Genomic DNA, 21,322 nt, shown 5'->3' on the forward strand with positions numbered 1-21,322 from the left:
ATAGTTTTTATTCAACTTGCGTGCTGATTTCCGTTTTAGTCAACCTAACGGAAATCAGCAATATTTTTTACAAAGACTACGACATAAAAATTCTTATATTAACACGTTCATGTCTCATTTGTGAAAGCTCAATGCCGGGAGAGACAATACCAAAATCCTCTTCATTTAACTGTTGAATCAATTCAGCAGCCTTAACCAATACGGGCTGAATGGCACGAATTACTTTTTGTCCTGCCGTTTGTCCCAATGGAATGCCGCGCACCGCATTTTGGACCATACTGGAAACAACAGAGTACAAGTAAAATAAAATAGCGTCTGAATTTGAGACGTTCAGATCATGGGCGACCATCGTAAAAACAATGGCCGGGTGACCGAATGATTGTTTGTTTTCAATCCTTTTCCTATAGGCGGTAAGAATGGGGATATCATATAAAGCCTGAACAAGCTCCAGCATCCGTTCTCCCATTCTCATGCATCCTTCTCTCGTTTCACGAGGCAGGTTTTGTACCGTCAGAAGCCGGTCAAGCTTCCATACTTTTTGAAAATCTTCTCTTTCTAATGCTTGGTATGTAAGAAGAACAGCCAGGCCATCTGAATAGATCAGCTGTTCATGAATATATACCTTAAGCCATTGGGTAAAGGTTTCAGTGTTATGTACTTTGTTCTCCTGTATATAACTTTCAAGTCCATATGAATGGCTGAAGGCACCTGTTGGAAAATTTGAATCACATAACTGAAATAATGCTAAAATTTTCTCATCCATGGCTGTGACCGATATGGCGGAATGCCTGCTTTACTTTACGGTTTTCTCGTTTGTACGGAATATTCAGTTCTTGAAGCAGTTCCTCCACGAGGTAATCATATTGAACCATCATCACATCATCTTCAAATTGTGCTGGAAGGTGCCTGTTTCCTAACTGATGAGCAATCGTTCCCATTTCATTGATACTTTTTGGGGTGATGACCAATAAATCATCAGCAATCACATCAATCACAATCATATTTTTTTCATCCATAAAAAGTACATCACCGGCAGCAAGATCACGTGGATCTTTTAAACGAATACCGATTTCCCGTCCATGGTCGGTGGTAACGCGCTGAATCCTTTTTACCAGATGATCACTTTCAAGATAGACTTTTTCAATATGACGCCTTATAATTTCCTCTTTTTCCAAATCCTCAATATTCGTTTCAATTCTTTCGATTAACAAGCCTTATTCACCTCAAAATAGAAAATATCTCTGCGCCATCGGCAATTCTTTTGCAGGGGAACTCGTGATCAATTCACCGTTGACCCTCACTTCATATGTTTGCGGATCAACCGTCAGTTCTGGAGTTTCTGAGTTCAGTTTCATGTCTTTCTTGGTTAATTTCCTGATTCCTTTTACCGGAAGAATGATTTTTTCTAATCCAAGTTTTTCATGAACTTTTCCTTCATATGCAGCCTGAGAAATGAAGGTGATGGAGTTTTTTTGCAGCGCTTTACCAACTGCTGCATACATCGGACGGTTCACAACCGGCTGAGGTGTGGGAATAGAAGCATTTGCATCCCCCATCATTCCATAGACAATAAAACCGCTCTTTAGAACTAACTCTGGTTTCACCCCGAAAAATGCTGGATTCCAGATGACAAGGTCAGCAATTTTCCCAACCTCAATGGAACCAACATAATCGGATATTCCATGAGTGATCGCAGGATTAATCGTATATTTTGCAATGTATCGCTTTGCACGATTATTATCGGATAGCTTGCTGTCTCCTTTAAGCGAGCCTCTTTCTTTTTTCATCTTGTCGGCTACCTGCCAAGTCCGTAAGATTACCTCACCAATCCGGCCCATCGCCTGTGCATCAGAACTTGTCATACTAAAGATTCCCATATCCTGAAGGACATCTTCTGCTGCAATGGTTTCCTTTCTAATCCGTGAATCGGCAAAAGCAATATCCTCCGGTACAGATGGATTCAAATGGTGGCAAACCATCAGCATATCTAAATGTTCATCAACTGTATTAATGGTATAAGGCAGCGTTGGATTGGTTGAAGATGGCAGTACATTCATATAGCTTGCCGATTTTATTAAGTCAGGTGCATGACCGCCGCCGGCACCTTCTGTATGGTACATATGAATAACCCTGTCTTTAATTGCCGCCATCGTATTTTCAACGAAACCCGCTTCATTTAAGGTATCGGCATGAAGGGCCACCTGCACATCATATTCATCCGCTACACTTAATGCATGATCGATAGCTGAAGGTGTAGCTCCCCAGTCTTCATGAACTTTAAGGCCGATAGCACCGGCTCTAACTTGTTCAGCTAACGGTTCTTTTTCTGCTGCCTGTCCTTTTCCGGTTAATCCAATATTGATTGGCAGCCCTTCTATTGCTTCAAGCATTCGGTGAATATTCCATTCACCCGGAGTAACGGTTGTTGCTCTTGAACCCGCAGTCGGTCCTGTACCGCCGCCAATTAACGTAGTAAGACCTGCCGTTAAGGCCACTTCGACTTGTGCTGGATTGATAAAATGCACATGTGTGTCGAGTCCGCCGGCTGTGACAATCATCCCCTCACCAGCAATAATTTCAGTGGAAGCACCGATAATGATATCTACTCCATTCATTAATAATGGATTTCCCGCTTTACCAATTCCGGAAATTTTTCCGTCACGAATGGCAATATCTGCTTTATAAATGCCTTTATAGTCTAAAATAACAGCATTGGTAATTACCACATCAGGGATTCCCTCACCGCGAGTGACGAGCGGATTTTGCCCCATTCCATCCCGAATAACTTTACCGCCGCCAAACACTACTTCCTCACCATAAGTGGTATAGTCTTTTTCGATTTGAATAATCAAGTCTGTATCTGCCAGCCGGATGGAATCTCCCGTAGTTGGGCCGTACATTTGGGCATACTGCTTTCTCGGCATTTCAAAACTCATTTGCCATGTCCTCCTTCGATCGAGCCGTCCGTTTTATTATTAAAGCCATAAACCTTGCGTTCTCCAGCATATGGAACCAATTCAACTTCTTTTTCATCTCCTGGCTCAAATCGTACAGCAGCACCTGCCGGAATATTTAACCTTTTTCCAAAGGCCTCTTCTCGATTAAGCTGCAAAGATTCATTTACTTCGTAGAAATGATAGTGGGATCCAACCTGAACTGGACGGTCTCCCGTGTTCGTTACCTTCACTTTCAATACATCTCTTCCCTCATTACAAATAATGGGTTCTTCTTTTAAAAACAATTGGCCTGGTTCCCATTCCATTGTTATCCCTCCTGAATCATTTAACGAATTGGATCATGCACAGTAACTAGTTTTGTACCATCTGGGAAGGTGGCTTCCACTTGAACATCATCGATGATATCAGCGATTCCTTCCATTACATCGTCACGAGTTAAGATGGAAGCACCATATTCCATTAATTCCGCCACGGTTTTTCCATCCCGTGCACCTTCAAGCACCTCATACGTGATCAGGGCAACTGCCTCTGGATAATTTAATTTCAGTCCTCTTTCTTTTCTTCTTTTTGCAAGATCAGCCGCTACCACAATCATAAGCTTGTCTATCTCACGGGGTACTAATAACATCACTATGCCTCCTTCTAATGCTTTTGTTATATTTATCCAACTTCAATATAAATCTCCATTTTCTTGAACATTTAAACCCGATAGAAAAATCTTTTCATTTAATTGCTTATTCAAATATGCAATACGAAATTTCCCTCCAAGGTGATTCATTTCCGAAAAGGCTCAAATTAAAAAAAGCCGAAAATATTCAAGTTTACATTGATTAACTTGAATATTTTCGGCTGATTTTCCATTATAAAAATAATTAAACCATTACTTTACAAATATCGTTCGTAAATTCTACAGGATCTTCGATTGGAAGACCTTCAATCAACAATGCTTGATTGTAAAGCAGGCTTGTATATAAATTTAGTTTTTCCTTGTTATTTGTGAAAGCATCCTTGAGTGATTGGAATACTTCATGATTTACATTTATTTCAAGTACTTTATCGGCTTTAATGTTTTGGTTATTAGGCATGGCACTTAGAACTTTCTCCATTTCAATGGAAACATCACCATCTGTCGTTAAACATACAGGGTGGGATTTTAATCGTTTGGAAACTCGAACAGCCTTCACCTTATCGCCAAGGGCCGTTTTCATTGCTTCAAACAACTCTTTATTTTCTTCTTCCTCTGCGGCGGTTTCCTTTTCCGCCTCTTCTCCTTCAATGCCTAAATCACCGCTGGAGACGGATTTAAATTCCTTCTCTTTATAGTTCATAATCATTTTAATGGCAAATTCATCAATGTCGTCGGTGAAGTATAGAATTTCATAGCCTTTATCCGATACCAGTTCTGTTTGCGGAAGCTTTTCAATTCTTTCATTTGATTCACCTACAGCATAATAAATATACTTTTGATCTTCAGGCATTCTTGATACATATTCATCAAGTGTTACAAGTTTCTTTTCTTTAGAAGAATAGAACATTAATAGGTCCTGCAGCTCTTCTTTATGTGTGCCATAATCACTGTATACCCCAAATTTTAATTGTCTGCCAAAAGAATTAAAGAATTCCACATATTTTTCTCGTTCATTTTTCAACAAGCTTTGCAGTTCACTTTTAATCTTTTTAGTAATATTTTTGGCTATTAATTTTAATTGACGGTCATGCTGCAGCATTTCCCTTGAAATATTCAGCGATAGATCTTCAGAATCTACCATACCTTTTACAAAACTGAAATAGTCAGGAAGCAGGTCAGCACATTTATTCATGATTAGAACACCGCTGGAATAAAGCTCTAACCCTTTCTCGTATTCAGGTGAATAATAGTCGAATGGGATTTTTTCCGGAATATAAAGGATGGCATTATATCTAACCGCCCCATCCACACTAATATGAATGGATTTAAGCGGCTTATCAAAGCCATAACGCTTTTCGGCATAAAAATTATCGTAATCTTCCTGCGTCAACTCTTTCTTATTTTTCCGCCAAATCGGCACCATACTGTTGATTACTTGTTCTTCCACAACATCTTCATATTCATCCTCGCTTCCCTCTTTTAATTTTCTGGAGGTTACATCCATTTTAATTGGGTAGCGGATGAAATCAGAGTACTTTTTAATGATTGATTTTAGGCGGTACTCCTCAAGATATTCGTCATAGTTTTCCTCTTCGGTATTCTCTTTGATTTTTAAAATGATTTCCGTCCCGACAGAATCCTTTTCACAAGGGGTAATCGTGTATCCTTCGGCACCTTTCGATTCCCACTTGAAGGCTTCCTCACTGCCTAATGCTTTACTGATTACGGTTACGGTATCAGCCACCATAAAGGCGGAATAAAAGCCCACACCAAATTGACCGATAATATCATAGCCGTCTTTTATCTCATTTTCGCTTTTAAATGCTAAAGAGCCGCTTTTAGCAATGGTACCAAGATTATTTTCAAGTTCCTCTTTGGTCATTCCAATCCCGGTATCCGTAATCTTTAACGTTCTGTTTTCTTTATCTGCTGCCACTTTTATGTAGTAACTGTCTTTATCAAATGTTAAGGAATCATCTGTCAATGCTTTATAGTAGATTTTATCAATCGCATCGCTGGCATTTGATAGCAGCTCTCTTAAAAATATTTCATGATGAGTATAAATAGAATTAATCATCATGTCTAACAGACGTTTGGATTCCGCTTTAAACTGCTTTGTTTCCATCATGATCTCTCCTTCCATTTTTGACATAGTCATTATAATCGTTAGAAAGGGTTCAAAGCAAACAATTAGCACTCTCCAAATAAGAGTGCTAACAATTATTGTATTATCACAAAATCCTACTTTTGTCAATCTATCACTTAAGTACGATCCAAGATTTCACTTTGACGCAGCCATTTTGTTGATACCCACTTTTCCCCCTCCGCAACCGGAATACTGCTGTGGAGCGATAAACGATCCACCTGTCCCTCACTGTTGCCATAATGAAAGTAAACAGCTGATCCTTTTTTGGGAGTGACTGATACTCCTGCCTTTGGAAAAATAGTTTCACCGCCAGCAGGCACGTCATTCAAATAAATTAAGACAGTCGCAATCCTTTGTCCGCCGGTGCTCTCTTGAATTTTACTCTCAGGAAAATAATCAAAATGGGGTTTATATTCCTCGCCCTCTTTGTAATGAAGGACTTGAAGCCCCTCCCCGTTTTCAATTGGAATATTTGTCAATTCTTCGATTCTTCGTTCAATCCGGCCAATCAGAGGGGTCTCTTCCAGACGAAAATACATGCCCGAACTCGTTCGTCCAGGTGCAGCTTTTATTTCTCCTGTAACATTATCTACTACTCGAGATGGCTTTAGACGATTTTTGGAAAGCTCAATTAATTCATCACATTCCTGTTCACTGAGTACATTTTCTAAGTACAGTGTGAAAGGCTTTTCAATTCTCATTAAAACTTTAATATCCCGGTCTGAAGTAGATAGAATCGTCCCTTTTTTCCCAATCTCCGGGGTTTCGTATTTGTATAGGGGCATATTGCCGCCTGAGGTTTGAACGGGTTGATTATTGACAAGTTTCAGTAAGACTTTGTATGCAAATATCGGATCAAAGCCTTTTTTAATCATGGCATTGGCGATCATCTCAGGATTAGCGCCTGTTTTGAGGGTATTGACGATCCATTCCTTCAAATCATTTGAAATATGAGTTAGTTTTTCCATTTGGTTATCCCCTCTCTCCATATATTGTTCTGTTCTGAAGAGTATTTTATCATATTTGATAGATTTATATTTCTCAAATTTTTGTAAATGCTGTGTTAAAACCAGGAGTTTATTCGCACTCACTCAGGCATAAGGATTCGGGGGAGCTTGAGCTTCCATGGCGTTTTGGCTCATGAGGGGTCACCCCCTGCCTCATAACTCCAGCAGAACAGGGAATCACATTCAGGAATCCTGCTGCGAACGAAGGAAATGGAATAGCGTTTACGAAGAGTCTTCGTGCCATCCGTTTCAATCAAAATACTTACATAAAATCCATTTATCGTTAGCACTGCCAAAAAAAAACGGGCAGTAAACCCTGCCCGCTGATTATAGAGGTAAAGTCACGTTTATGGTTGTTCCAGTCGTATCACTGGAAATTTCGAATTTTCCTTTATGATTCTCGATAATCTGTTTGCTGATCATTAAGCCTAAGCCGGTTCCGCTCTCTTTTGTTGAGAAAAATGGCTGGCCAATCCGTTCTAAATTTTCAGAAGGTATGCCGCATCCTTGGTCGATGAACGAAATTTGAATATGGTCGTCATTATGTTGTTTCACCACAATCTTAATTTCTCCGCCATTCGGCATGGCCTCGATTGAGTTTTTCAAAAAATTAATAAAGACCTGCTTTAATTGGTTCTCATCACAGCGTATTTCTTGAATCTCAGTGGAGTAATGGATGATAACCTTCGTATTATTTAAATTAGCTTGTGTATCAATTAAGGCTTTTACATGCTCTAGAATGGTCTTTAAACAGTTTTTCTCAAATTTAAATTCCTGAGGCTTTGCAAGAATCAATAATTCACTTAATATGAGCTCAATTCGATTCATTTCGGAGTTAATGATATCAATGTAGGAATGATCACTAGCATTATTTACCTCCATTAACTGAAGAAAACCTTTGATTGCTGTTAATGGATTCCTGATTTCATGAGCAATTCCTGCTGCAAGCTGACCTGCCACCGTTAACTTTTCGGATTCTAACAGCAGTTTCTGGGTTCTTTTTTTCTCGGTGATGTCCCTGATGATGATGTGCCTGGCTGGAATATTTTGATAGATGGTTGGAATCGATTTTACTTCCACATCAACCATTTGGCCGTCTAGGCGGATCAGCTTTTGTTCTATAAAATCAACCGGCTGACCATTTTGAACGATTTGAATCCGTTTCTGAACGATTTCTAAATAAGCCGGATGAAGAAAATCCAGCGCATTTTTCCCAATAATATCATCTTTTTCCCTTGCACCGAACAAATATACAGCTGTATCATTTGCAAAGAGAATGCTCTTCTTTCCTGCAATAATGACAGCATCAGGTGAATGCTCAACAATTTCCCTGTAGGTCTCTTCCCGCTGGCGAATTTCTTCCATTAATCGTCTTCTTTTCTTTTTAATTGCTGTAATATTTTTCGCTACTCCATAAACACCAGCAATTTCGTCATCGATAATAATGGGATAGTTTGTTATGTTCACATCAAGGATTTCACCATTTTTATGAATGATTTGGCAGTCAAAGTTTTGCAGCTGCCCCTCTAATGCTTTATAAAAAAAGGATAATGTCCGCTCTAAATAATCCAGCGATACAACCTTCATATAAGTCATTTTTAAGAATTGGTCTCTTTCATAACCAAATATACTCTCACATGATGGGTTTAATGGGATAAAAAAGCCGTCTAAGTCCATTACAAAGATGGCATCAGAATCACAAGTCAAAATAGGCTTATATTTTGATAAATTATCCCTAATATAGTTTTCGAGCATTTGCCGTTTTTCTCTTTTAATATTTGATATAGAACTACTCATCTCTCTATATAAGTTCCTTTCATATTATTAAAAAAGCCAAATTAGAAATAGACAAATAAATCTATCCCTAATTTGGCTCATGTCTAGCTCAATATTTGTCTAGTTCATTCCCACCATTTATCCAATTGGTTTTAATATAAAAACAATGGAACTCCTATCTAATTGTAAATCCCAGTCGATAAAAATATCTAAGACTTTTGTATTAAGAATGGATTCAAAATTATGATTATTATGGAGTAATGTTTTTTCCAAATTCCTTTTGGCTATTTTTAATGTTTCACGATATCCTAAACGGATCAGTTCCTTTTCAATACTCACAAGAATCCCATTTCTAATCACGATTAATGTCCTTGGATTTAATAAAATCGATACAATTTCATCAGGCACTTTTTGCGCATGAAGACTGACATCTGAAATTTCTTTATGTATTCGTTCTTTTCCAGGATAAGTAAAATCATGCAAATCCTCATCTTTAAATAATTCAGAACAAATCCCTGTAAAAATCCCTGACTTATTATGCAAATTCCAGTCATAATAAAATTCTTTAATATCTAAACCTGTAACAATCTTAACATATGCTTTAATTTCAGGAATCAGGCTCTGCATCAACATATCTCTCGTCTGCATAACCGTTTTTTCCTCATCCCTAGCCATCAAAACATTTTCCATCGGGGTAATAAAATTTCTTAAATACATGGTAATAATGGAATTATTGATTGAAACATAAACAGATTCCGGCCCCTTTCCGAAATTATCCCGGAGAAGTTTACCAATATAACTGCTTACTTCCTGCTGTTTCACATTCGTTTCCATATTATTCATTCCTTTTTAGATAAAAGCTTTATTTCTTTTATCCTAATATAATTTTAATCGTAAATAATTTTTATTTCAATCATATATTTACTTTAATTTCCCATATTTTTAACGATTTTTATTAAAATAAACCTTTTAAAAAAATTTGCGTTGTCCCGTCCTTAACCTTTCCTTCATATTTTATTCAGTCGATTCATAAAATGGACAAGAAGGCAGGTCCTTTAGGAGGAATTATGTGTGAAAATCAATTATCTAATACTTATGATTCGATTTTATCGTCCTTATGATTAGACTTTTCGTTACCTATTGTTGTTTACTATTTGGAGCTTCACTTCAAGGACTCGGTATGTCCTTGTTTTTATTTCCACACTCCATTCCCTCCGGAGGGGCGGCAGGTCTCGCCATTTTGGTAAATCATTGGTTCGGCTTGTCGCTTGGATTTTCACTTTGGCTTTCTAATATTGTCTTTTTGCTATTCGCTTTAAAATATTTTGGCTATACTTGGACTTTTCGCACAATTCTTTCGGTTGCTGTTACCTCAACAATCGTCTCATTTATAACAGACCACGTGCCGCATTTTCATGTTCATATTTTAATTGATCTGGCAGCAGGAGCTCTGTTCTATGGGATTGGAGTGGGTTTATTGATTCGCGCTGGTGCATCGAGCGGCGGGATGGTTATTCCGGCACTAATGATCGCTACATATAAAAAATGGAGCCCTGGAAAAGTGATGATGGCAATCAACTTGTTCATTTTTTCATTTACGGCATTAGTTATTAATTATAAAATTGTTATTTACGCCGTAATTTGTCAATTCTTCTCAACTAATATTATCGACATAATCTATCAATTAAAATTCCGACAGCTGCTATTCTTATCTGCTAATTGGCGAAGACGCTGAAATAGGAAGACCCATTTGATGGATCTTCCTTTTAGCTGCATGCCTAGACTCTTATGAAGCAAACTTTTAACACTCCAATGCATTTTTCACCGTTAAGGTCACACATTCATTATTTGCAACACTAACTTTATTCATATTGTTTATATGACCATAGCGGGAAATCGAAATCAGACCCCTGATCCACGAGCCATGGCCAAACACTAATACATTGGAACATCCTTGATACTTTTGAATAAACGAAATAATCCTATCTTCTAAATGCTGGATACTTTCACCTAATACTAAAGACGAAGGGTTTTCCAGCCATGTATCACCATACATTTTAAAAAGCAATTCTTTCGAATGACCCTCAAATGGTCCAAAATCCAATTCATCCAGCAGACTTTCAATTTTAGGTTCAAACTGATATTGATGAGCTGTTTGCTGGGTCCGTTTTAAAGTACTGGCTAGAATCACATCAAATGGTGAAAGTGCCTTTAAAACATGTAAGTTTTCTTCAATTTGACTCCTCGAACTGGAAGAGACATCTGAAATCAGGATATCCCTTCTCCCCTGAAGTTTTTGTTTTTTATTCCATTCAGTGGGAAGATGTCTAATCAAGGTAATCTGCATTCAAGTTCCTCCAAATAAAATGTTTCACTTCGAAGTCCACAGCGCTGAGCCTCGAGGATCAGCACATCTTGAAGCTTCACATTCCCTAAATTTACATTAGGGCCAACTTCTTTAATAAAATACATTTGATGTTTTGGAGAAGGCGCTTCAAAAATAATTTTATTTGGATCTATATCCTTTAATAGTTCATGAATTAAATCAGACTTCACACTGCCGCCTTTTTCATAAATGCCTGAAGTCCCTGAATCTCTTCCTTCCGTAATGACATATTCACATCCTGCTTCTAATAAGAGATTAATTTCCTCTTTCCAGCTTGAAACAGGCATAATCTTATCGGCATCTTTTGAACCAACCTCAGCGATTACGTTAAAATGTTCTTTAAAGAAAGAAATGAGATGAAGGCGTTCCTTTAAGGGAATATCTATTGTTCCGTTTGAAACTTCAATCCATTCAATCCCCAGTTCCTGTAAATATTCCTTATACTCCGGTAATTTATTTTGATAATAACATTTTTCAAATAAAGTGCCGCCACAATAGGGTTTTATATCAAATTTTTGGTAAAGCTCTACTTTCTTCTTAATATTTGGCGTGACATATGCGGAGCCGATACCAATTTTTGCAAAATCAATAATATGACTATAATCAGATAGATTATTTATTAATTCGCCCATTGGAGTTCCTAGATCAATTATTGAAGTTAATCCATAAGTTCTTTTTCCTGTTGTCCTTTTTGGTAAGGTTAAAAAATTCATTAAGACCCTCCGCCTCCTCCTTTTTTTCTAGGATAGGATATTCAAAATGTGGGTAAGTGTGTAAGTACTAGGCATTTTCCTTAAAATTGGTATTTTGCCTTGAATAAACTGCAAAGGTAATCCAAAAACTAATAGCGCTTATTCTTACAGTTAGAGGGGTGTACATACATTGCCGAAACAAAAAAATAAAGGCTTAGCTATCCTTGCCATTAGTTCCATCCCGCTTATTTTGGTCCTGGGCAATTCAATGTTAATCCCAGTTCTTCCAGAAATGAAAGCAGAACTTGACATTTCACAATTTAAAGTCAGCTTGGTTATTTCTGTTTTTTCAATTGCGGCAGCCATTTCAATTCCCGTATTAGGTTATTTATCTGACCGTTTTTCACGGAAGGCCGTCATTATCCCTGCACTTATTCTATATGGCTGCGGCGGTTTTCTAGCAGGTGCTGTGGCGGCCTGGTTTGGCAATTCTTATATGTGGATCATGGCCGGAAGAATCATGCAGGGAATTGGTGCTGCAGGAACAGCACCAATCGCTATGGCCTTGACGGGGGATTTATTCAAGGGAGGGGAACAAAGTAAGGTATTGGGATTAGTGGAAGCATCCAACGGTTTCGGGAAAGTAATCAGTCCGATTATTGGTTCACTTCTAGCCCTTCTATTTTGGTATGCAACCTTCTTTGCCTTTCCCATTTTTTGCGCCATATCTATTTTATTAACGATTTTTTTCATAAAAGAAAAGAAGTCGGAAAAGGAACCGCCGCCAGTCGGAGAATATGTGAAAGGTCTTGTATCAGTATTTAAAACAGAGGGACGATGGTTGTTTGCAGCCTATTTAACGGGTGCTGTATGCCTTTTTACATTATTCGGCATTTTATTTTATATCTCGGATATTCTTGAAAGAGACCATCAAATTGATGGTTTATTGAAGGGAGCTATCCTAGCTGTCCCCTTATTGTTTATGACCACTACTTCTTATATAACTGGAAGTAAAATCGGGAAAAAAATGGGGCTTATGAAAGCATTAATTGTCTTAGGTCTTCTATTAATGACCGCTTCCTTTGCCAGTTTAATTTTCTTTACAAAGTTAATTCCATTTTTTTCTGTTCTTGTGATCAGCAGCATAGGGACTGGACTTGTTCTTCCATGCATCAACAGTTTCATTACAGGATCTGTTCCAACGGACAGAAGGGGTTTTGTAACATCCTTATATGGGTCAGTCCGCTTTCTAGGGGTTGCCATCGGTCCCCCGATATTCAGTAAATTAATGGATTGGTCCCGTCCAGGTATGTTTTTAATAACAGCAGGCCTGACATTGTTTTGCGGGCTTCTTTGCCTGGTATTAATTAAAGTGGCGAAAAAGAAACCCGAAAAAGATAACGATAGTTTATTTGAAAAACTGCAATTTACTTAGGAATGCGGTTATGAGAGAAACAGCTGCCCAATAATGAAAAAGGAGTTGATCCATTTGCCAATATTCTTTTCACCCGAGATAATAACTCCGGAATATCAAGTTTTAAACATCATTGATGCTAAAAACAAAGGCGTCGGGAATATAGCCTTTTTGTTTGCTGAAAAGAAATTATATGTATATGGAATATTAGAGGAAGAAGAAGTTGGAGCTGATTTCCGTGATTTAGTTACCCCCTACATAAAAGGAGTGGCAAAAGCGAAACCAGGCCTTGATATTTATTCCTGTTTGTATGTCGGCTGCAAAAAGATAAAATTAAATGAAGAAGAGGAAGATTCGCAGCAGTAGTATATAAAGGCTCCAATAGGTGCAGCACCGGATTGGAGCTTTTATTATTTCTTTTTTTAAAAACTTGTCCTTCTCCTAAATGCTGCAGCATATACTGTTTATGAACTGCAGATGTATAGGAGGAACCTATGTTTATCTTTGTTGAAATAGCGGTTTTGGGTATGGCGTTATTGAAGGTTTTGTCTGGAAGCATCGAAATTCTTGCTGCAATCTTAATGATAAAATTTAATTCAGTGGAAAAAGCGTTGATGGTAAATAGTTCGCTTGCGCTCGTCGGGCCGGTTATTTTAATCTTAACCACAACGATTGGTGTACTTGGAATGGTCGGTAATATATCCATCGGCAAAATACTTTGGATTTTTCTAGGGGTAAGCTGTATTTTGATTGGGGTAAAATCATAGAGGTTGTCCCAAAAGTCAAAATTTTAGGGGCAGCCCTCCTTTTATTTTTACTGTTCTGAATCTAGTCTGTTGATTTCCGTTCCAGACGCTTCGCTTTCCGCGGGCGTGCCGGCGAGCCTCCTCGTCGCATACGCTCCTGTGGGGTCTCCCCTGCCCCGTACTCCCGCAGGACACTGAATTGACATCTTTGAATCCTCCCACGCTCAAAGGAAATGCGTTAGCATTTACGAGGAGTCTGCGCGCCTTCCACTCCAATCAACAAAGAGGAAATAGTAAGGTTTGTGCAAAAAAAATAAAAAAATCATTCCATTTGGCATAATGAAATTACCACACACCATAACACCTGAAAGGAAGATTTTCTTATGTATATGAATTATACCACTACCGGACAACCGCGGAATGGGGTCTTATTTGCGTTGCCCACAATTTAAAAAATGGGCAGCATCCAATGAAAAACAACAAAAAGTGGAGAAAAAAACAGGGAGAACTAATTTTATCCAATAATATCCAATATTTTTTTAAAAAGAAAAGGGCCGAACTCGAAAAGTCGTTTTGAACAACCATTTGGGTCAGCCTTTATCTTCATTATTGCAGCGAAAGTTCTCGTCCATTTTTGCTAAAAAGAAATCCGGCTATCGCACAAGAACATAGGGCTAAGACAGATAATAAAATAAATACTGTATGCAAACTCGTTTCTAAAGCGGGTCCGCTTAATTCATCGCTTAACCATAAACCCGACACAGCGATTCCGATGGCTTGCCCAAGGTTTCGCATTAGGTTATTAGAACCCATTGCTGCCCCTCTTAATGTCCAATCAACAGCAGATTGAACAGCAACTGTAAAGGTTGTCATCGCGATTCCAAAACCAAATCCAATCACAGCGTTAACGAACATCATCCATGGAACCGTTGTATGAGTATGGAAGAAAATTAAACCTATACATCCAATTAATAAAATGGAGATCCCTGTAAAGACCACTTTTCCAATCGATGTTTTCGCCAGCCATTTACCTGAGAAAACTGCTCCAAAAGGCCAAGTGATAGACATTGGCAGCATTGCAATACCTGAATAAGTTGCATTTAAATTGGTGACTCCTTGGACCCATAATGGGATATAAAACGTTACTGCTACTAGTATAAATCCCAATAAAAATCCAGCCAGATTAGAAATTAAAAGGAGTCGATTGGTGAATAAAGAGAGTGGAAGCATTGGCTCTTTCCCCTTCAGCTCAATCCTAATAAAGAGTCCTATTCCAACTATAGCAATAATAAATAAGGATAAAATACTGGCAGTTACATGTTTTTCTTCTTTAAACACAGTTAATGCATACAAAAATGCCGTCATGCTGATTGCAAACGTAACAATACCAGCGTAATCGATGGTTTGCTTTTTCTTTTCGAATTGTTCATGCAGGGAAACCCATAACAGAATAAGAGAAGCAATACCAAACGGAAGGTTCATGAAAAAAATCCAATGCCAGGAGATTGAATCAACAATAAATCCTCCGGCAAGAGGTCCAATAATACCTGAAATCCCCCAAACACTGCTCATCAACCCCTGAACTTTCGCCCGCTGTTCAAATGAAAAGGCGTCTCCTATGATTGTAAATGGAATCGTCGTTAATGCACCTGCTCCTATTCCTTGAATCAGCCGGAATACCACAAGCTGTCCCATTGTTTGGGAAAGCCCGGAAAGAGTTGATCCAAATAGAAAGATCACGACCCCAATCGTAAACATAATCTTTCTGCCGTATAAATCTGCTAATTTTCCAAAAATCGGCGTACTGATTACTGTTGTTAATAAATAAACAGAAATAACCCATGTATACAGCTGACTGCCGCCTAAATCCTCCACAATCTTTGGCATTGCTGTACTGACAATTGTACCTTCAATTGCCGTCAGAAACGTGGCAATCATAAGGGCAGCAATAACCGAATTTTTTTTTGTTTCACCAACCATCTATTTTTTCTCCTTTTCCTTTACAATAAAATAACAGCATTACCCATTATAATGATTTCAATTTATTTACTCAATCAAAAAATTTGTTTTGGTTCAACACGAAAAAAACGCTGCCGCCCTAGCACAGCGTTTCATTTCATCATTAGTCATTATCACTGTTAAACCATTCTTCCTCCCATTCATCTTCTTCATATTCACTGCACCATTTATAATTTCTTTTTGGAAAGGTTAAAACATAATTCCTTAACATTTTATAGCGCAGCAGTTTTTGGTCCTGAGTTAATGCCCCTGCCCATGCATAGGTTTCAATTAAGGCTAGATAATCCATATAAATACGATGATAAATTTGATCCAGCCGCTGCTTTTGCGCTAATGTATAGGGAATATCTTTTGTACAATTCAAATCGGAATCAATTATTTTATCATTTTGATTGAATGGTCCCAGCTTATCAATTGAATCCATGTCAATTTCATATTCGGGTTGTTTTGGATTGGAATTCTCATAGTCTAATTCCATCTTTTCTTTCTCATTCATTTTTTTATTATTGGATTCTGCAAATGATTGAAAGGGCATCAGCGAATATGATAAGAAAAATAGGACGACCACTAGAAATTTCTTTCTCATCCATTTTCTCCTTCAGATAAAGTGAAACCTTAATCAGCGGGGGTTTATCCTTCACTGATTGTTAGTCCCGTTTTACTGACTTGATATCGATGCTGGCGCACCGATAAAGAGTTAGTACTACCCCGATTGGTTCAGGCTAAACCTCTGCTTACGCTAAAACCAGCTTTGAAGCGGGGGCTTACTGCCCGTTAACGGGATAATATGGAAAGTTGCATATCAACAAAGACATGCAACTTTAGGAAATGTATTAATCGTCTAAATGATCATCGTCATCATCTTCATGACCATCATCGTCATCATGATCGTCTTCATGATTCCCGTTACGCGAACCTTCCTTTTCTACCTCAACCACTTGGCCGGTGTTAGCATCAATTTCTACTTCATAATGAATATCTGAGCTCTTAACAATGACCTCGTAATATTCTCTGCCATCATCTTTTTCCAATGTTACCTTGACGACTTCCCCATTTACCTTTTTCAATGCGATTTCTTTTGCTTCTTTTTCAGAAATGCGATTATTTTCGGCTTCTAGTAAGTGGGAGGCCTTAACATATGTATTCTGAAAACCTGCAAAAGCAAATGGGATTAGTAGAGCAGCAAACAATAGAATTTTCCTCACAAAAATCACCCTCCTTTATTTTTTATTATATTTTGCTGTGTGTAACAGTCTTATTCATTCACTACTAAAAAATATTGATTAATTTGTCCAAAAAAACTGACAAGCTGGGTATATACCGTTACGAATTTGTCCTCACTCGCAAATAATACAGTATCAATACAATTTGGTTAAGGGGAGAGGATGATGACCGCGGCGGGATTTTTCAGTTTTCTAGAACCATTTTTCCAACAGTTAGCAAAATTTAAAACTTGGATTCCAAAGCGAGGAAAAAACAAAGAGAGTCAAAGGAGTGATAAGTATATAACCTGGGGCCTGGGGATTGAAAACCCCTTTTATTTAAGCAGTAAATTTTCAGTTGATCAGCCCTCCATTACAATAAATGGACACCAGATCACACATAATCATTCTTGGCCAGTTAAGTATTCCATTGTCAAAACCAATAAGTTTGGGACTTCCATCACCTATTTTGACAGCGTTATTTTTTATGGGAATTATTCTGACAGTGAATTTAACCACACTTTCCAGATACCAATTGGGGCAGATTACCAATTAGAGGTTTTCAATTATTATAAATATCAATCCACCGGAAAGATCCAGATTATCCAAAACAGGGGCAAATCCATATTTGAACAGTACTGCCAAATTAATTAGAAGGAAAAATAAAAAAGGAAGTGAAAAACACTGTATTTAGTTTAACTGGTGCCGAAATTAGTCATTTTTTATTAGCAATGGGCTTCCTTCTCGCAACAGCTCATTTATTAGGATTTCTGGCCGAAAAGATTTTCATACCTCGTGTGATTGGAGAGGTCGCAGCCGGTTTAGTACTTGGACCAACCCTATTGGGTCATTTCTTTCCGGATGCATTTAATTGGTTGTTTCTTGGTTTTCCTATGGAGGACAAATTATTTGGTCTGCTTTATCAATTTGGGTTACTGATGTTGATGTTTACATCTGGACTGAAGTTTCAAACTCGTTTTAATAAAGATGATCTTAAATTAACTTCCGGGCTGGTGATTGGGGCAACCATCCCTGCTTTCATTGTTGGCTGGTTTGCAGCTGATTTATTCAATATCACCCCTTATTTAGGAACAGCCAATAATCCTTTGGCCATGAAAATAGTGATTGCCGTTTCCATTGCGATTACTTCTATTCCTGTTATTTCGAAAATTTTTAATGACCTTGGAATCATGCATACCAGGTTCGCCAAAATTGTTGTTGCCTGTGCCGGGGTCCATGATATTCTTTTATGGGTTGCTTTAGGATTTGCAACAGCTATTGCCAGCCAAGGCAGCGTCTTTACAGTTGGTTCAGCATTCAAAAGTGTGGGGATTTCCGTTGGTTTCATCATAGGTACTTTCGTCCTCGGATATTTCCTCTTTAAAAAAATGACCATTGTAAAACAAAATTTATTATTTCGCGCTTCTAATTTAGGCTACTTTTTATTTATAATGTTCATACTCGCTTCAGTAGCCGGCAGCCTGCATGTTGAAACTATATTTGGTGCACTTCTTGCCGGTATTATTGCTAAGGTTGCCTTACCAAAAGGTGTATCCGAACGTGTCGAACAAAGTGTTTCCAATATATCGTTTTCCTGGTTTATTCCCATTTATTTTGCAACAGTAGGGCTGCAATTAGATTTAGTAAGGCACTTTAACCCTCTATTCTTCCTAGTCTACTTATTATTTGCCACCCTTACACAAACTTTAGCAGTATATCTCTCTTCTCGTGCAATGAAACAGGATCATTTTACAAGTTTCAATTTAGGTGTGGCCATAAATGACCGGGGCGGCCCGGGAATTGTCTTGTCCTCTGTAGCATATACAGCTGGTATCATCAACCAGGAATTTTTCGCTATCCTTGTCATGCTCGCACTAGTTACTTCTTGGATGCCCGGAACATGGCTTCGGATTGTGGTGAACAAAGGGTGGAGGCTAATGCCGGGTGATGAAAATTTAGTACCGCATAAAATAAATGAAGATGATAAGATCAAATCCATCAATCAGTCGGTATAATGGATTTTACATCAGCGGGGCTCCATACCCCGCTGATTTTTTAACATCCAAAGGGAAGCTTGGCAAACAACCAATCATTTTGTAATGAAAATACCAAACTTTGTGCAAATTATAAAAAACTACGACCTGGAGGTTTTTAGATGTTGAAAAATTCCATAAGAGTCTTCATTGTTTTATGTTCAATCATTGCGGCTGTGCTTCTTCCTAAAAAATCGTATATTAAATTTTTACCTGTTACATTGTTTTCATCAACTGTTCTTCTTTTGGAGATTTTCTATTTTACCGTCCACAAACTGTGGAAAGTTAAAGGCGGAGCAAGTGCAATGGTGTGTGATACATTAATTTTGATAATGGGGCCATACTTTTTCGCAAATTTCTGGGTTTTCCATTTATCCAAGGGGAAATATTTCTTATATTCTTTCATCAATATCATTGCAGATTTAATTTATGCCTTTCCTATCATCACTTTATTTAGAAAATTGAAGTTCTTTAAAATAAAGATAAGTTCCACCAAGTTTTTTTCATTAATTATTACAAATGCATTTTTAAATTACGCATTCCAAAAATTTTTTGAAAAGATGACAGAGCAAAACGTCGAAACCACAAAATAGACGACGGAATTTCCGCCGTAAAATCATTTTTTTATTTATTTCCGGCCATTGGCTCATCAACCACGTCTGTATCAATCACGTTAGTGCCACTGGCTCCTGTAGCTGAGAAAACCAACCCGCCAGTATTAAATCCACCTGAACCACCAAACGTTTTTGCACTTGACTTTGGTGTTACAAAAGCTGCATCACCAACATTTAGAATACCATCCCCGCTTACATTCAAAATTTCTATTGGCCCAACAATTACCGGCATGAACATTCATCCTTCTCACTTAGACTTATTTTAAGATAGTTAGATTTTTAACCCATTTTTAATTTAATTAATGTACGATATGATAACTGAGGTCTGTTAGTGTCTGAAGGAAATAAATTAAAAAATTCTTCCTATGTTTTCTTCAACCTATTCTTGAAAGTCCAGGGAGAAACAACAGGAAATGATGATCTCTTGTTAAAAGCAACCATAAAAAGGGGCCCTTCTAAATGAAAGTCCCCTTCTCTTTCAAATTTACTGTTTGATTTTAATAAAAACCACCATAACCACCGAATCCACCATATCCGCCAACAAATGATGCGCCAACAATGATCAAAAGGATAAACAACACTACAATCAGGGCAAAACCGCCGCCGTATCCTACTCCATCAGCCATTTAACAAACCTCCTTTTTAAACTACTGACAGAATATGTACTGTAATTGAAATAGGAACGGCATTTACCCATTTTTATCTGATGCAGGAATTTGGAATAAAATTTGATTAGATGTATTTTATTTCTTTTAAAGATAAGCAATTTAGATTATAATCGATATGGTGAGGAATTGAGAAATAGGAAAACCTCTAAATAAAGTTACAATCAGACCAAAGCAGAATCTGGATTAAAGAGCGGAAGCATTACATATTTGCAAAAGAACGGCAAAAGCCGGGGGTATCTTACACTGCATCAAATCATGGAGTTGTTGGTTATACTAAGCATAAATTGCAGCCGTACATGGCTCCAAAGGTATTAATTAATGCCATTACACCTGATACAAGTAACCCCCCTAAACAAAAAACGCTGAACTTATCCTGTAACCAGGAATCCACTTGAACGTTTTGGAAATGATTATTGCTTAAATGAGGAATTCCTAATGCTTATGACTCTAATTTATGTATGGGGCTATTGTTTTAATCATTGGGGTTACACAGTCGTCAAATACTCCAAAAGGGCCATTTAAGTAATTTCTTAATGGTCTATCTATGTTTTCTTTTTAGAATAGTTAATGCAAAGGAGAATTGAATTATGTCAACTACCACTTTAGCGGCACAGCAGGAAACAAAGACAGCCAGTCAAGAAAAACTGGATGTACTTGATCAGCTTTTAAAACCCGAAGTACAGGAATCTTTGACTACATTAGTTGAGCAGTTACCAAAATTGACCGAATTAGTGAATAATTTAACAAAGGTTTATGATTTATTCCAATTAGTTTCAACTGATGAGGTATTAAAAAATGATACTGTCAACGCCATTTCAGAAATCGCAACACCTGTAAAAGATTCCGTTAAAAACCTTGCTGCAAATGTTATTGAAGCAAAAGATCGTGCTGAAGTAAATCACGAAGCAATTGGACTGTTCGGCATTTTAAAAATGCTTAAAGATCCACAGGCACAAAAGCTTTTCAGATTTTTAAGTGCTTATCTTCAAGTCAGCAACGAACAAAATAATCAAAAATAATCATTTCAATAATGC

The 21,322-nt window shown here is 37.7% G+C and carries 23 protein-coding genes; 7 read left to right on the forward strand and 16 right to left on the reverse strand.

Annotated features, from left to right (window positions below; genetic code table 11):
• Positions 1-76: 76 nt before the first annotated feature.
• The 9 genes from M3183_RS07965 to M3183_RS08005 all read right to left on the reverse strand — a co-directional run bounded on the left by M3183_RS07965 (position 77) and on the right by M3183_RS08005 (position 9,348).
• Positions 77-763, reverse strand: coding sequence for an urease accessory protein UreF (locus tag M3183_RS07965; protein WP_251468296.1), 687 nt, complete (start codon positions 761-763; stop codon positions 77-79).
• Positions 756-1,211, reverse strand: coding sequence for an urease accessory protein UreE (ureE, locus tag M3183_RS07970; RefSeq protein WP_251468297.1), 456 nt, complete (start codon positions 1,209-1,211; stop codon positions 756-758). Before ureE ends, M3183_RS07965 begins: the two co-directional genes overlap by 8 nt.
• 12 nt (positions 1,212-1,223) lie before the next feature.
• Positions 1,224-2,936: an urease subunit alpha gene (gene ureC, locus M3183_RS07975; protein WP_251468299.1), complete on the reverse strand. Its 1,713-nt coding sequence runs from the start codon at positions 2,934-2,936 to the stop codon at positions 1,224-1,226.
• Positions 2,933-3,262, reverse strand: coding sequence for an urease subunit beta (locus tag M3183_RS07980; protein ID WP_251468301.1), 330 nt, complete (start codon positions 3,260-3,262; stop codon positions 2,933-2,935). Before M3183_RS07980 ends, ureC begins: the two co-directional genes overlap by 4 nt.
• Before the next feature lie 20 nt (positions 3,263-3,282).
• Complete coding sequence (locus tag M3183_RS07985; RefSeq protein WP_251468303.1) at positions 3,283-3,585, reverse strand: urease subunit gamma; 303 nt, start codon at positions 3,583-3,585, stop codon at positions 3,283-3,285.
• Positions 3,586-3,829: 244 nt separating this feature from the next.
• Entirely contained in the window at positions 3,830-5,710 is a 1,881-nt protein-coding gene (gene htpG / locus M3183_RS07990; RefSeq protein ID WP_251468512.1) for a molecular chaperone HtpG, read from the reverse strand.
• A 137-nt stretch (positions 5,711-5,847) separates the two neighbouring features.
• Positions 5,848-6,699, reverse strand: a complete 852-nt coding sequence (locus M3183_RS07995) for a 2OG-Fe(II) oxygenase (RefSeq protein WP_251468305.1) — start codon at positions 6,697-6,699, stop codon at positions 5,848-5,850.
• Positions 6,700-7,065: 366 nt separating this feature from the next.
• The gene (locus M3183_RS08000; RefSeq protein WP_251468308.1) at positions 7,066-8,535 is read right to left on the reverse strand and encodes a PAS domain-containing sensor histidine kinase; all 1,470 of its coding nucleotides are present in this window, start codon (positions 8,533-8,535) and stop codon (positions 7,066-7,068) included.
• 117 nt (positions 8,536-8,652) lie between these two features.
• Positions 8,653-9,348: a Na-translocating system protein MpsC family protein gene (locus tag M3183_RS08005; RefSeq protein WP_251468310.1), complete on the reverse strand. Its 696-nt coding sequence runs from the start codon at positions 9,346-9,348 to the stop codon at positions 8,653-8,655.
• Positions 9,349-9,631: 283 nt separating this feature from the next.
• Between M3183_RS08005 and M3183_RS08010 the strand changes: the two genes are divergently transcribed.
• On the forward strand, positions 9,632-10,249 hold the full coding sequence (locus M3183_RS08010; protein WP_251468312.1) for a YitT family protein: 618 nt from the start codon (positions 9,632-9,634) through the stop codon (positions 10,247-10,249).
• A 66-nt stretch (positions 10,250-10,315) separates the two neighbouring features.
• Here the strand turns inward: M3183_RS08010 and M3183_RS08015 are convergent, their stop codons facing one another.
• Both M3183_RS08015 and M3183_RS08020 read right to left on the reverse strand, forming a co-directional pair.
• The gene (locus M3183_RS08015) at positions 10,316-10,861 is read right to left on the reverse strand and encodes a histidine phosphatase family protein (RefSeq protein WP_251468314.1); all 546 of its coding nucleotides are present in this window, start codon (positions 10,859-10,861) and stop codon (positions 10,316-10,318) included.
• Positions 10,846-11,613, reverse strand: coding sequence for a phosphosulfolactate synthase (locus tag M3183_RS08020; RefSeq protein ID WP_251468316.1), 768 nt, complete (start codon positions 11,611-11,613; stop codon positions 10,846-10,848). Before M3183_RS08020 ends, M3183_RS08015 begins: the two co-directional genes overlap by 16 nt.
• A gap of 169 nt (positions 11,614-11,782) precedes the next feature.
• Between M3183_RS08020 and M3183_RS08025 the strand changes: the two genes are divergently transcribed.
• The 3 genes from M3183_RS08025 to M3183_RS08035 all read left to right on the forward strand — a co-directional run bounded on the left by M3183_RS08025 (position 11,783) and on the right by M3183_RS08035 (position 13,773).
• On the forward strand, positions 11,783-13,027 hold the full coding sequence (locus M3183_RS08025) for an MFS transporter (RefSeq protein WP_251468318.1): 1,245 nt from the start codon (positions 11,783-11,785) through the stop codon (positions 13,025-13,027).
• 54 nt (positions 13,028-13,081) lie between these two features.
• Complete coding sequence (locus M3183_RS08030; protein ID WP_251468320.1) at positions 13,082-13,372, forward strand: hypothetical protein; 291 nt, start codon at positions 13,082-13,084, stop codon at positions 13,370-13,372.
• A gap of 128 nt (positions 13,373-13,500) precedes the next feature.
• Complete coding sequence (locus tag M3183_RS08035; RefSeq protein WP_251468322.1) at positions 13,501-13,773, forward strand: YqhV family protein; 273 nt, start codon at positions 13,501-13,503, stop codon at positions 13,771-13,773.
• Between the two features lie 585 nt (positions 13,774-14,358).
• Here M3183_RS08035 and M3183_RS08040 read toward each other — a convergent pair.
• The 3 genes from M3183_RS08040 to M3183_RS08050 form a co-directional block, all read right to left on the reverse strand.
• Entirely contained in the window at positions 14,359-15,732 is a 1,374-nt protein-coding gene (locus M3183_RS08040) for an MDR family MFS transporter (protein WP_251468324.1), read from the reverse strand.
• Between the two features lie 142 nt (positions 15,733-15,874).
• Positions 15,875-16,357, reverse strand: coding sequence for a DUF2680 domain-containing protein (locus M3183_RS08045; protein ID WP_251468326.1), 483 nt, complete (start codon positions 16,355-16,357; stop codon positions 15,875-15,877).
• A 247-nt stretch (positions 16,358-16,604) separates the two neighbouring features.
• Positions 16,605-16,976, reverse strand: a complete 372-nt coding sequence (locus M3183_RS08050; protein ID WP_251468328.1) for a PepSY domain-containing protein — start codon at positions 16,974-16,976, stop codon at positions 16,605-16,607.
• 671 nt (positions 16,977-17,647) lie between these two features.
• Between M3183_RS08050 and M3183_RS08055 the strand changes: the two genes are divergently transcribed.
• Both M3183_RS08055 and M3183_RS08060 read left to right on the forward strand, forming a co-directional pair.
• Positions 17,648-18,988: a cation:proton antiporter gene (locus M3183_RS08055; protein ID WP_396953705.1), complete on the forward strand. Its 1,341-nt coding sequence runs from the start codon at positions 17,648-17,650 to the stop codon at positions 18,986-18,988.
• A gap of 140 nt (positions 18,989-19,128) precedes the next feature.
• Positions 19,129-19,599: a hypothetical protein gene (locus M3183_RS08060; RefSeq protein WP_251468330.1), complete on the forward strand. Its 471-nt coding sequence runs from the start codon at positions 19,129-19,131 to the stop codon at positions 19,597-19,599.
• Between the two features lie 31 nt (positions 19,600-19,630).
• On the opposite strand, the gene M3183_RS08065 is transcribed toward M3183_RS08060, so the two are convergent.
• Both M3183_RS08065 and M3183_RS08070 read right to left on the reverse strand, forming a co-directional pair.
• Complete coding sequence (locus tag M3183_RS08065) at positions 19,631-19,852, reverse strand: spore germination protein (protein WP_251468332.1); 222 nt, start codon at positions 19,850-19,852, stop codon at positions 19,631-19,633.
• A 265-nt stretch (positions 19,853-20,117) separates the two neighbouring features.
• A complete protein-coding gene (locus tag M3183_RS08070; RefSeq protein ID WP_251468334.1) occupies positions 20,118-20,246 on the reverse strand; it encodes a YjcZ family sporulation protein in 129 nt (42 codons plus the stop codon).
• Between the two features lie 629 nt (positions 20,247-20,875).
• On the opposite strand from M3183_RS08070, the gene M3183_RS08075 reads away from it, so the two are divergent.
• Positions 20,876-21,307, forward strand: coding sequence for a helical membrane plugin domain-containing protein (locus tag M3183_RS08075; RefSeq protein WP_251468335.1), 432 nt, complete (start codon positions 20,876-20,878; stop codon positions 21,305-21,307).
• The last annotated feature ends 15 nt before the right edge of the window (positions 21,308-21,322 follow it).

The sequence above is a fragment of the Neobacillus mesonae genome, assembly GCF_023715155.1.
GTDB lineage: Bacteria > Bacillota > Bacilli > Bacillales > Cytobacillaceae > Neobacillus > Neobacillus mesonae_A.